Here is a 10,959-nt window from a genome sequence, read left to right on the forward strand (position 1 = left end):
GGCGAGGCTACTACAGCAGGAACAAGGTCGCCAGTCCCAGGAAGGCGAAGAAGCCGATGGAATCGGTCAGCATGGTCAGGAAGACGCTGGAGGCCACGGCGGGGTCGATCTTGAATCGGTTGAGCAGAAGGGGAACGGTCGAGCCGGCCAAGCCGGCGACCACCAGATTGACCACCATTGCGGCGCCGATCACCGCGCCGATCTGCGGCTTGCCGTAGACCGCCCAGGCGAAAGAGCCGACCAATACGGCGAAGGCCAGTCCGTTGATGCAGCCAACCAGGAATTCCTTGCCGATCACGCGCCGGGCGTTGGTCGGCGTCAGTTCCTTGGTGGCGAGCGCGCGCACCGCCACGGTCAAGGTCTGGGTTCCGGCGTTGCCGCCGATGGAAGCCACGATGGGCATCAGGGCTGCCAGGGCGACGATCTTCTCGATGGTGCCCTCGAACAGGCCGATGATGGTCGAGGAAAAGAAGGCCGTGCCCAGGTTGACCAGCAGCCATGTGGACCGGGCCTTGGTGGTGTCGAGCACGGCGCTGTAGAGGTCGGTCTCGCGCACGCCGGCCAGCAGCATGAGGTCTTCCTCGTTCTCTTCGTCGATGACGTCCACCACGTCGTCGATGGTGACCACACCCACCAGGCGGCCGGCGTCATCCACCACCGGCGCGGATACCAAGTCGCGTTGACGGAACAGGAAGGCCACTTCCTCCTGGTCGGTGGTGGCCGGGATGGCTTCGAGGCCGGTTTGCATGATCTCGGTCAGGGACTTGTCGCCGGCTGTCCGCACCAACAGGGCCAGGGGTACGGTGCCCAACGGCCGGTGCGCCGGATCGACCACGTAGATGTCGTAGAAGGTCTCGGGCAGCGGATCGCCGTCGTAGTCCACGCCGCCGCGCACGAACCCGATGGTCTGATCGGATGTCCAGAAGCTGGGCACGGCCACGAAGTCGTGCTGCATCAGGCGGCCGGCGCTATCTTCCGGGTAGGACAGGCTTTCCTCGATGAGGGTGCGTTCCTCGGTCGGGATGGCGTCCAGGATCTCCTTCTGGTCCGCCTCGTCCAGTTCCTCGATGACCGCCACGGCATCGTCGGTGTCCAACTGGGTGAGGGCGAGGGCCAGTTGTTCGGGGCGGAAATAGGTGAAGATTTCCTCGCGGACCGTATCGTCCAATTCGGCCAGGATGTCCGGATCGAAGTCGTCGGAGATGTAGCGGACCAAGGTCCGCCGGTCTTCCGGGCGCAGGCGTTCCAGCAGGTCCGCCATGTCGGAGTAGTGCAGCGGCGCGACCAGTTCCTTGACGCGTTCGGGTTCGGCTTCCGCCAAGGCGTCGACCACATCCTGTTCGACGGTCGGCGCCAAAGCGAACGTCTCCTCGTCCGGGACGGATTCCGCCCCGGCCGGCAAGGCCCGAGTCTGATCGTCGGGTTCGGTCGCCATGGCGCGCCCTCCCGCGGAAACCAAAAAGGCCCGGCGCTGACGGCGGGCCTTCAAGGGATGAATGGTGCGGTCGGGGAGACTCGAACTCCCACGTCTTGCGACACACGCACCTCAAGCGTGCGCGTCTACCAATTCCGCCACGACCGCGAAACTCCTTGCAACGGCTCCCTCGATTGCCGTTTGATGCGGGGGGAATAGCAAATCCCGGCATGGGGATCAAGCGCGGTATGGAAATCCTTCCCGTCGAATGGCGGACCAGCCCCCATCCGGTCTCTTATCCCGAGGCCATGGCGTTCATGGAAGCCAGGGTGGAAGCCATTCGCGCCGGCCACGCCGCCGAGTGCGTCTGGCTGCTGGAGCATCCTCCCCTTTACACCGCCGGCACCAGCGCCGATCCTTCGGAACTGCTGGAGGCGCATCGATTCCCGGTTTTCTCGGCCGGACGCGGCGGGCGCTACACCTACCACGGGCCGGGACAGCGGGTAGCCTACCTGATGCTCGACCTGACTCCGCGGGGCCGCGACGTCCGCGCTTTCGTGCAAACGGTGGAAGAATGGACCATCCGCAGCTTGGCCCGCCTGGGCGTTGTCGGTGAGCGGCGGGAGGGACGAGTGGGCATCTGGGTGGCACGGGGCGGCGGACGCGAGGACAAGGTGGCCGCCATCGGCATCCGCGTGCGCCGCTGGGTGTCCTTCCATGGGCTGTCGATCAACGTGAATCCCGATCTGTCCCACTTCAACGGCATCGTGCCATGCGGTCTCGCCGGGTATGGAGTGACTTCCCTGGCCGATCTCGGAGTCGCGGCCGGCATGCCCGAGGTCGACGCGGCGCTCCGCGCCACCTTCGCCGAAACCCTCGGTTTCGGTGAAACGATTGCCTCCGGCCTCGAGTGATGCCAGGGTTTCCGACATGCCGCACCGTCGCCCCGTCCTGCCTCCCCCCGTCACCACCCAGGATATCCTGGAGGAATTGGATCGTGCGGTGAACGATCACTTGGCTTGGCTGGGGCAGTGGCACCGGTCCCTGCTCTGCCCCGGCGAGCCCTCGCCCCACGATCTGGCCTACGATCCCCATCATCTTTGCCGTTTCGGCAGTTGGTACGTGAAGCACCAGCACCAGGGCTTGGTCAATCAGCCGGCCATCCGCAATCTGGCACGCCTGCACCGGGAGATGCACGACCGGGCGGCCGGGTTGGCCGCCACCGCCGGGCGAGGCCAAACCCTGGCGCGGGTCGACTACGACGCCTTCATGGACCAGACCCGGACCTTCGTCGCCCAGACCCGGCGGCTGGAAAAGGCTTTCGCCCACGCCTCGTCGGACCTGGACCCCTTGACCGGCTTGAACAACCGCCAGGCCATGTTGCGCGACCTGGACCGGGAACGCGAGCGAGCCTTGCGCACCGGCCAGCCCTGTTGCATCGGCTTGGCCGACCTGGACCGCTTCAAGAGCGTCAACGATACCTTCGGCCATACGGCGGGCGATGCGGTACTGCTGTTCGCCGCCGAGTGCTTCCTGGCCCACGTGCGGCCTTACGACTCGGTCTACCGCTACGGCGGCGAGGAGTTCCTGTTCTGCCTTCCCGACACCGACCTGAAGGCGGCGCGGGTGGTGCTGGAACGCGTCCGCCACGAACTGGAAAAACGCCCGGCCCCCTTACCCTCCGGCGAGGACCTACCGGTGACGTCTTCCTTCGGAGTGGCGGAAGTCCATCCTTCCTGCAGCCTCCAGCGCACCATCGAACTGGCCGATCAGGCGCTCTACGAGGCGAAGGAAACCGGCCGCAACAAGGTCGTGGGCTGGGATGGGGCCCCCGAACCGGACGCATTGGCGGAATAGCGCGGAAAGCGAGGCCGGCATCCGATCTGGATGGCGCTAAACAGCGCATGGTGCTATATATCGCTCATGATTACGTCCGAACAGGTCCGCGCCGCCAGAGCGCTTCTCCGCATCGGGCAGGATGATCTGGCTCGTCGCGCCCATATTTCCGCCGCCACCATTCGTCGGCTGGAGGCGTTCAACGGCGTTCAGCGGGTCTCTCCCGGCACGGTGAAAGAGGTTCAGCGGGCGCTGGAGGAGGCGGGGGCGGAATTCATCGACGACGGTGTTCGCCGCCGCCCGGCACGGGACCGCGCCAGGGCGGATGAACTGTTTGCCGACATCATGGCGATTGCCCGTCACGGAGCGGCCCGTCCAGTGATCGATCCCGGCTTTTCCGAGGCGGATCTCTACGGCGACGACGGCCTGCCATCGTGATCGTTCTCGACACCTCCGCCGTGGTGGCGTTGCTTCGGGGCGAGGACGACGCACCGCGGATTGCGCGGGCCATCGCCGATGCCGATGGCTGTATGCTGTCGGCGGTCAGCCACCTGGAAGCCGCCATGGTGCTGATCGGTCGGTCGGGAGCCGGCGCCGCCGATGACCTCGACACCCTGATCGAGCGGGTCGGAATCGAGGTGATGCCGTTTGATCGTCGTCAGTCCGAGCTTGCCCGCGACGCCTTCCTGCGGTTCGGCAAGGGGCGTCACCCTGCCGCCCTCAACTTCGGCGACTGTGCCGCCTACGCCCTTGCTGCCGGGCGTGGGTTGCCGCTGCTGTTCAAGGGCAACGATTTCTCCCAGAGCGATATTCAGGCCGTCCTGGCATAGCAAGAGCGATCAGGGCTCGGTGGTGGCGGTGACGGGGGGCATGGGAGGTTCGGCGGGAATCAGCTTGAGCCCCGGAGGAATGCCGGCATGGGAGTCATGGTCGACATGACTGCGGTGCCAAGCCTCGAAGCTTGCCTGGTCAACCCAATGAGTGACCAGCCAGAGTTCTTGCGGCCGATCCTTGGGGTCGAGAACATCCATACGGACGAATCCGGCCGCCATTTCCGCCAAATTGGGCCGGTTGCGGAAGGCTTCCTTGATAGAATCCTCCATGCCGTCGGCTATCGAGAAACGGGTCAAGGCCACGAATTCGCGCTGTTCCGGGTCTTGCCGTCCCATCGCCGGGAAACTCCGCTTGCCCATGCCTGCAAGCAGACTAGTCCACCCGCTCCTCAATGGAAACCGCCAAGCATGCCGCTCTCTCGGTCTTGAAGTCGTCTCCGGCCGGACATACCATTCCGGGCCCCTTGGTTCCCGATAAGGAATACCTTCATGATCGCCCTGCTGGCCGCCCTCCATGCCCTGGCCGCCGTGGTCTGGGTGGGCGGCATGTCCTTCGCCCACTTCGCCCTGCGCCCGTCGCTTCCGGTGCTGGAATCCCCCCAGCCGCTGCGCCTGTGGCAGCAGGTCTTTCCACGCTTCTTCCGCCTTGTCTGGACGGCCATCGTCACTCTTCTGGCAACGGGTTACGGACTTATTTTCACAATGTACGGCAGCTTCGCCGCCGCCCCCCTCGCCGTCCATCTGATGCAGGGAACGGGGTTGGCCATGATGGGGCTGTTCGTCTTTTTGTTCACCCGACCCTACGCCCGCTTCCGGGCGGCGGCCGTTGCCGGGAACTGGCCGGAAGCGGCGAAGCACCAGGCGCAGGTCCGCGGCATCGTCCACATCAATCTGTATCTGGGACTGGCGACCGTCGCCCTGGGGGCCTCCGGCCGTTTCTGGTGAGGGCTACAAGAGGCCCTTCAGCCGCGCCCGGAGAAAGGCGATCAGGGTGAAGGAGTCGGTGATGCGGCCATCGGACGCCATCGCCTCGAACTCGGGTACCGAGACCGTTAGAATATCGCGGATGGCTTCCGCCTTCTCGGGCAGGCCGACGGATTCCAACCGCGCCAGAAAGAAGGCTGCGACCTCGTCCGACAGGCCCGAACTCAGATAAGCCTGGCCAAGATCGATCATCTCCGTGATCTTGGCGCCGATTTCTTCCTCCAACTCCAAGCGGGCCCCCTCCTCCGGGCTCAGGCCGGGCGTACCGAAACCGCGCGGCGTTTCCAACAGGAAAGCCCGCAACGGGTGGCGGAAGATGCGGATCAGGACGATTTTGTCGCCCAGCAGCGGCAGGGCGGAGACCGCCGGCAGGTATTCCGGACGCACCACTACCCGGTGGTAAGTCCCGACGTGTCCATCGGGAAAGCGCACCGGATCGCGGATCACCCGCCAGAACTGGTTTTCCTCGCGCAATCCCAGGGCGGCGTAATCGGCAGGATGGCCGGCTGCCACCAAGCGGGCGGCGCTGGCTTGGCGGGCCACCTCGGCTTCTCCGGGGTCGGTGAGAATCTCGATGATGCCGTCGTTGTCGGTCATCGCACCGGTCGGCCGCGGAAGCGGGCCGCGTTGTCGCTGTCGAGGCGTACGGTCAGGTGAAGGGCTCCATCCTCGCCGGATTCCCGCGATACCACTTCGCCATGGCGGTAGAGCCATGCCAGGGTTGCACCATCCTCGGGAGGAAGGACCACTTCCAGGGTTTCGGCTGCGGCCGCCAAGCGGGCGTCGATGGCCGCCAGCAGGTCGGCGCAGCCCTCACCGGTATGGGCGGAAACCAGGGCGACGGCAGGCTCCTCCCGCCGCGCCTTGTTGCCGAGAACCTCGCGTTCCTCGGGGGGCAGCAAGTCGATCTTGTTCAGGACCTCGATCAGGCGGCCCGGCAGGGATGGCTCCAGCCCCAGTTCCTTCAGCACGTCTTCCACGTCCTGGCGCTGTGCCTCGGCATCGGGGTGGGAGGCATCGCGGACGTGCAGGACGATGTCCGCCTCCTGGACCTCCTCCAAGGTCGCGTGGAAGGCATTGACCAGTTCGTGGGGCAGATCGGAGATGAACCCCACGGTATCCGACAAGATCGCCATGCGGCCGGAAGGCAGCGCCAAGCCCCGCATGGTGGGATCAAGGGTGGCGAAAAGCTGATCCTTGGCAAAGACTTCCGACAAGGTCAGTCGATTGAACAGAGTCGATTTGCCGGCGTTGGTGTAACCCACCAGCGCGACGACGGGATAGGGGACCCGACGACGCGCCTTGCGGTGGAGGCCGCGGGTGCGCGCCACCTCCTCCAACTCCTTCTTGAGGCGGACGATGCGTTCGCCGATCAGGCGGCGGTCGGTCTCGATCTGGGTTTCACCGGGACCGCCCAGGAACCCGAATCCGCCCCTCTGGCGTTCCAGGTGGGTCCAGGATCGCACCAGGCGGGACCGCTGGAAGGTCAGGGAAGCCAACTCGACCTGCAGCCGCCCTTCACGGGTGCGGGCCCGAGCGCCGAAGATTTCCAGGATCAGGCCGGTGCGGTCGATGACCTTGCACTTCCAGGCCCGCTCCAGGTTGCGTTGCTGGACCGGCGACAGCGGCCCATCGACCACCGCGACCGCAACCTCGAAATCCGCGATCAGCCCGCCCAGACGCTCCACCGCCCCGCTACCCAGGAGGGTGGCGGGCCGGATATCGGAGACGTTGACGACCTCGGAATGGACGATCTCCAACCCGATGGCCTCGGCCAGTCGCATGGCCTCTTCCAGCCGCGCGGCTGGCGCACGACGCGCTTCGCCGGCATCGTAACGGCCGGCCTTGACGTGCGGATGCACGACCACACAACGCTCACCCATGGGGCGGCGTATCCTGTCGTGCCGGGAAAACCCCGCCGGTCAGGTGGAACTGCCCGCCACTTCGGCTTCCGGCTCGAAGAGCTGAACCGGGGTCGAAGGCATCACGGTCGAGATGGCGTGCTTGTAGACCAGTTGGGTATGCCCATCTCGCCGCAACAGGACCGAGAAATTATCGAACCAGGTGACCACGCCCTGCAGCTTCACGCCGTTGACCAGGAAGATGGTGACGGGTGTCTTTTGCTTCCGGATGTAGTTCAAAAAGACGTCTTGTACGTTTTGCGAACGCTCGGAGGACATTGGTTTGTTCTCCCCCCCTTTTTTTCGGTTATCCCACCGGAACCTGACGGAAAACCGAAAATTGCTCCCCCCGATTTCCCGCCGATGGTCGGCGCACCTTACAGGCTTCTGACCAGAATGGAAAGGGCTTCGCAGCTACCCACGTGAATTGCGGGGGGAAAGGCTGAGAACTCCTCATCGATAGGCGGGGTTTCCCGGACCAGGACCGGGATACAACCGGCATTGAGGCCGCATTCCATGTCGACCCCGGTGTCGCCGACGAACCAGACGTCCGGGCCGGCCTGCACGCCGCTGCCTTCCAGGGCGAGGTAGACGGGTTCGGGAGCCGGCTTGTCGCGGTCGGCGTCGAAGGCTCCGACGATGCGCCCGAAGAAGCCGTCCCAGCCCAGGTGGCGGGCCTCGTCGCGCAGGTAGTCGCCCTTCTTGTTGCTTACCACCCCCAGGTAGAACCCGGCGGCCCGCAGGGCGGCCAGCATGGCCTCGGCCCCCGGCAGGGGCGTCACTGTCACCAGGTGGCGGGCGGCGAAGCGTTCGTAGAATACCCTTCCGGCCTCCTCCCACCGGTCTCCGAACAGTTCCGGATAGCTGTCGCGCATGGACTTGCGCACCCGGGCCTTGGTTTCCTCGAACGTCCAGGGCGGCAGGCCAAAGGATTCCAGGGTATGGTTGTTGGCGTCGTGGATGGCCGGCCAGGAATCGATCAGGGTATTGTCCCAATCGAAGACCAGGGCGCGCGGACGCTGCCGGGAAGAGGTCACGGGAGGCGCCCCTCCATATGCTCGACGTAGAGGTCGAGCAGCCGAAGGGCCACCGGGCCCGGCTTCCCGTCGCCGACCTTCTTGCCATCCAGGGAGACGATGGGCTTCACCAGGGTAGTGGACCCGGTGGCGAAGGCTTCGCGGGCTACCTTGGCCTCGGCCATGGTGAACGGACGCTCGGCGAAACGGATGCCTTCCTCCTTCATCAGGCGCAACAGCACGGCGCGGGTGATGCCGCCCAAGATACCTTCATCCAGATGCCTGGTGACCAGATCCCCGCCCTTGGTGACGATCCAGGCGTTGGAGGACGACCCCTCGGTGACGCGGCCTTCGGCGTCCACCAGCCAAGCCTCATAGGCCCCCTTCTCTTTGGCCGCCTGCTTGGCCATCACATTGGCAATCAGCGATATCGTCTTGATGTCGCAGCGCTTCCAGCGAATATCCGGGACGGTGACCACGGCGACGCCTTTGGCTTGGACAGCCTTGTCGAAAGGTGGACGCCGACGCACCGTGACCACCAAGCTGCTTCCGGCATGGGCGGGAAAGGCGTGATCGCGGGGCGCCACGCCGCGCGTCACCTGAAGGTAGAGCGTGGCGTCGCGAAAGCCGTTGCGCCGCACCACCTCGGACAACACCACGCCCAAGGCCCGGCGTCCCAGAGGCCAAGCCATGCGCATCTCCCGAAGGGAACGGTCGAGGCGGTCCAGATGGCCGTCGGTGTCCACCAGCCGGCCGCCGTGCACGGCGATAACCTCGTAGACTCCGTCGGCAAACTGATAGCCGCGATCCTCGATATGGACCACGGCCTCCCCATGGGGCACGTAGCGCCCGTTGACGTATGCGGTTCTCGGCATCGGCTCAGAAGAACTCCAACTGGACGGCGAACATCTTTTCCACCTTGCGCACCGCGGCGGCGGCGGCGAACATCACGACCCGGTCCTTGTCCTCGATCACCGTGTTGCCCCGCGGGCTGATCACCTCGGTGCCGCGCACTACCGCGCCCACCAGGACGCCATCGGGCAGCTTGACGTCACGCAAGGGCTGCCCGACCAGGCTGGATGTCTCCATGGCCTCGGCCTCGATCACCTCGCCGAAATTGTCGCGAAGGGAGTGGACCGCATGGATGCGGCCGCGGCGGACATGTTGCAGTACGGTGGAAACCGTGATGTTTCTGGGGCTTACCACGACATCCACACCCAACGACGAAATCAGCGGCTCGTAGGCACCCTTGTTGATCAGAGTGATGACGCGCGGACATCCGTAGCGCTTGACCAGCAACGAGGAAAGAATGTTGGTCTCGTCATCGTTGGTCACCGCCACCACGGTTTCCACGGCATGGACGTTGGCCTCTTCCAGGATTTCCGGGTCAAGGACATCTCCGTGGATTACCGCCGCATTCCGTAGAAGGGGCGCGATTTCTTCGGCGCGCTTGGCGCTCTGTTCGACGATCTTGATATTGACGCCCGGATGCTCGCGCTCGATCTCCTGGGCCAGGAACAGGCCGATGTTGCCGCCGCCGAAGATCAGGACGCGGCGGGCTTCGGATTCCTCGTGGCCGAAGGCGGCCATGGCGCGCGGCAGTTGCTTGGCGTCGACAACGAAATAGACTTCGTCGCCGGCCAGCATCAGGTCGTCGCCGGACGGCACGATGGTCTTGCCGTCGCGCAAGATGCCGATCACCACCATGTTGAGATCGGGGAAAAGCTGGGAAAGTTGGCGCAAGGGGGTGCGGAGCACCGGACAGGCCGGGCCGCAACGCACGCCGACCAGCTTCACCTTGTCCTCGACCAGCGAGATCATCTCGAAGGCGCCCGGCACCCGCAGACGCCGCACGACGGCGCGCGCCACCTCGATTTCGGGCGAGATGATGACGTCGATGGGTAGGTGCTCACGGGTGAAGAGGTTGGCCCACATGGGGTCCAGGTAGCTCTGGTGGCGGATGCGGGCGATCTTGGTCGGAACCTCGAACAGCGAATGGGCGACCTGGCAGGCGACCATGTTGACTTCATCGGCATAGGTCACCGCGATGATCATGTCGGCATCGGTCGCCCCTGCCCTCTCCAGCACGTCCGGATGGGAGGCATGGCCGATGATTCCCTGGGCATCGACGGTATCGCCGATGCGCCGGATCAATTCGGGGGACTGGTCGATGACGGTGACGTCGTTGCCTTCCAGGGCCAACTGGCGGGCGATATTGAATCCGACCTGGCCGGCGCCGCAGACGATGACCTTCATAATTCCTCCCCAGGACCGGGGCCGGTCTGTACGCCCAAACCCTTGAGCTTGCGATGCAGGGCCGACCGTTCCATGCCGACGAAGGCGGCGGTGCGCGAGATGTTGCCGCCGAAGCGATCCATCTGGGCGAGCAGGTATTCGCGTTCGAAGATTTCGCGGGCTTCGCGCAGGGGCAAAGCCATGATCTCGGCGCTACGCCCGAAATCGGCGTTCACCGGCGCCGATCCCGCGATCTCGGACGGCAGCATGTCGGCGGTGATGACGGCGTCGGCTCCGCCTTCCGGGGCGGTAATCAACACGCGCTCGACCACATTGCGCAATTCTCGGGCATTGCCGGGCCATTCGTAGCTTTGCAGCAGGACCATGGCCTCCTCGCTCACCGGGCGCGGCGGGCGTCCGTTGGCCTCGGCGATCTTCTGCATGAAATGACTGACCAGTAGCGGAATATCCTCGCGCCGTTCCTTAAGAGAAGGAACCAACAGTGGGACGACATTCAGGCGGTAGAAAAGGTCTTCGCGAAAGCGCCCGGCGGCGATCTCGTTGGCCAGATTGCGCGAGGTGGCTGCCACCACCCGCACGTCCACCTGGACCTTGGTCGATCCGCCGATGCGGTGGAAGACCTGTTCCTGCAGGACGCGGACGATACGGCCCTGGGTCTCGAGGGGCATGTCGGCGACTTCGTCGAGGAACAGGGTGCCCATATGGGCCGTCTCGAAGGT

General features: G+C 65.1%; 14 protein-coding genes and 1 tRNA gene. 5 read left to right on the plus strand and 10 right to left on the minus strand.

Features of this window, described 5'->3' with window-relative positions; translation table 11 throughout:
* Positions 1-10: 10 nt before the first annotated feature.
* Entirely contained in the window at positions 11-1,435 is a 1,425-nt protein-coding gene (gene mgtE, locus H7841_12425; GenBank protein MEO5337682.1) for a magnesium transporter, read from the minus strand.
* Positions 1,436-1,497: 62 nt separating this feature from the next.
* Positions 1,498-1,582, minus strand: a tRNA-Leu gene (locus H7841_12430).
* 62 nt (positions 1,583-1,644) lie between these two features.
* Between H7841_12430 and lipB the strand changes: the two genes are divergently transcribed.
* The 4 genes from lipB (at position 1,645) to H7841_12450 (ending at position 4,080) form a co-directional block, all read left to right on the plus strand.
* Positions 1,645-2,328: a lipoyl(octanoyl) transferase LipB gene (gene lipB, locus H7841_12435; protein MEO5337683.1), complete on the plus strand. Its 684-nt coding sequence runs from the start codon at positions 1,645-1,647 to the stop codon at positions 2,326-2,328.
* Between the two features lie 16 nt (positions 2,329-2,344).
* On the plus strand, positions 2,345-3,271 hold the full coding sequence (locus tag H7841_12440; GenBank protein ID MEO5337684.1) for a diguanylate cyclase: 927 nt from the start codon (positions 2,345-2,347) through the stop codon (positions 3,269-3,271).
* Between the two features lie 66 nt (positions 3,272-3,337).
* On the plus strand, positions 3,338-3,688 hold the full coding sequence (locus H7841_12445; GenBank protein MEO5337685.1) for a helix-turn-helix domain-containing protein: 351 nt from the start codon (positions 3,338-3,340) through the stop codon (positions 3,686-3,688).
* Complete coding sequence (locus H7841_12450; protein MEO5337686.1) at positions 3,685-4,080, plus strand: type II toxin-antitoxin system VapC family toxin; 396 nt, start codon at positions 3,685-3,687, stop codon at positions 4,078-4,080. Before H7841_12445 ends, H7841_12450 begins: the two co-directional genes overlap by 4 nt.
* 9 nt (positions 4,081-4,089) lie before the next feature.
* Here the strand turns inward: H7841_12450 and H7841_12455 are convergent, their stop codons facing one another.
* Entirely contained in the window at positions 4,090-4,419 is a 330-nt protein-coding gene (locus H7841_12455; GenBank protein MEO5337687.1) for an antibiotic biosynthesis monooxygenase, read from the minus strand.
* A 153-nt stretch (positions 4,420-4,572) separates the two neighbouring features.
* Here H7841_12455 and H7841_12460 point away from each other — a divergent pair, with 153 nt between their 5' ends.
* Positions 4,573-5,028: a CopD family protein gene (locus H7841_12460; GenBank protein MEO5337688.1), complete on the plus strand. Its 456-nt coding sequence runs from the start codon at positions 4,573-4,575 to the stop codon at positions 5,026-5,028.
* Positions 5,029-5,031: 3 nt separating this feature from the next.
* On the opposite strand, the gene H7841_12465 is transcribed toward H7841_12460, so the two are convergent.
* From H7841_12465 to H7841_12495, 7 genes are all read right to left on the minus strand, one after another.
* Positions 5,032-5,664 carry an NUDIX hydrolase gene (locus tag H7841_12465; GenBank protein ID MEO5337689.1) on the minus strand — a complete coding sequence of 211 codons (633 nt, stop codon included), beginning with the start codon at positions 5,662-5,664 and terminating at the stop codon, positions 5,032-5,034.
* Positions 5,661-6,950, minus strand: coding sequence for a GTPase HflX (hflX, locus tag H7841_12470; GenBank protein ID MEO5337690.1), 1,290 nt, complete (start codon positions 6,948-6,950; stop codon positions 5,661-5,663). The genes H7841_12465 and hflX overlap by 4 nt, the downstream gene beginning before the upstream one ends.
* 39 nt (positions 6,951-6,989) lie before the next feature.
* Positions 6,990-7,247: an RNA chaperone Hfq gene (hfq, locus tag H7841_12475; protein MEO5337691.1), complete on the minus strand. Its 258-nt coding sequence runs from the start codon at positions 7,245-7,247 to the stop codon at positions 6,990-6,992.
* A 98-nt stretch (positions 7,248-7,345) separates the two neighbouring features.
* Entirely contained in the window at positions 7,346-8,005 is a 660-nt protein-coding gene (locus H7841_12480; protein MEO5337692.1) for an HAD family hydrolase, read from the minus strand.
* Positions 8,002-8,859, minus strand: a complete 858-nt coding sequence (locus tag H7841_12485) for a D-amino-acid transaminase (protein MEO5337693.1) — start codon at positions 8,857-8,859, stop codon at positions 8,002-8,004. The genes H7841_12480 and H7841_12485 overlap by 4 nt, the downstream gene beginning before the upstream one ends.
* Positions 8,860-8,863: 4 nt before the next feature.
* Positions 8,864-10,240, minus strand: a complete 1,377-nt coding sequence (trkA, locus tag H7841_12490) for a Trk system potassium transporter TrkA (protein MEO5337694.1) — start codon at positions 10,238-10,240, stop codon at positions 8,864-8,866.
* A partial coding sequence (locus tag H7841_12495) for a sigma 54-interacting transcriptional regulator (protein ID MEO5337695.1) occupies positions 10,237-10,959 on the minus strand: 723 nt, incomplete at its 5' end. The genes trkA and H7841_12495, both read right to left, overlap by 4 nt.

This window comes from Magnetospirillum sp. WYHS-4 (assembly GCA_039908345.1).
Lineage (GTDB): Bacteria > Pseudomonadota > Alphaproteobacteria > Rhodospirillales > GLO-3 > JAMOBD01.

What these genes read in the sequence shown, in the direction of transcription:
- mgtE (MEO5337682.1), bottom strand. Translation starts at nt 1,435, where the DNA reads ATGGCGACCGAACCCGACGATCAGACTCGGGCCTTGCCGGCCGGGGCG.
- lipB (MEO5337683.1), top strand. Translation starts at nt 1,645, where the DNA reads ATGGGGATCAAGCGCGGTATGGAAATCCTTCCCGTCGAATGGCGGACC.
- H7841_12440 (MEO5337684.1), top strand. Translation starts at nt 2,345, where the DNA reads ATGCCGCACCGTCGCCCCGTCCTGCCTCCCCCCGTCACCACCCAGGAT.
- H7841_12445 (MEO5337685.1), top strand. Translation starts at nt 3,338, where the DNA reads ATGATTACGTCCGAACAGGTCCGCGCCGCCAGAGCGCTTCTCCGCATC.
- H7841_12455 (MEO5337687.1), bottom strand. Translation starts at nt 4,419, where the DNA reads ATGGGACGGCAAGACCCGGAACAGCGCGAATTCGTGGCCTTGACCCGT.
- H7841_12460 (MEO5337688.1), top strand. Translation starts at nt 4,573, where the DNA reads ATGATCGCCCTGCTGGCCGCCCTCCATGCCCTGGCCGCCGTGGTCTGG.
- H7841_12465 (MEO5337689.1), bottom strand. Translation starts at nt 5,664, where the DNA reads ATGACCGACAACGACGGCATCATCGAGATTCTCACCGACCCCGGAGAA.
- hflX (MEO5337690.1), bottom strand. Translation starts at nt 6,950, where the DNA reads ATGGGTGAGCGTTGTGTGGTCGTGCATCCGCACGTCAAGGCCGGCCGT.
- hfq (MEO5337691.1), bottom strand. Translation starts at nt 7,247, where the DNA reads ATGTCCTCCGAGCGTTCGCAAAACGTACAAGACGTCTTTTTGAACTAC.
- H7841_12485 (MEO5337693.1), bottom strand. Translation starts at nt 8,859, where the DNA reads ATGCCGAGAACCGCATACGTCAACGGGCGCTACGTGCCCCATGGGGAG.
- trkA (MEO5337694.1), bottom strand. Translation starts at nt 10,240, where the DNA reads ATGAAGGTCATCGTCTGCGGCGCCGGCCAGGTCGGATTCAATATCGCC.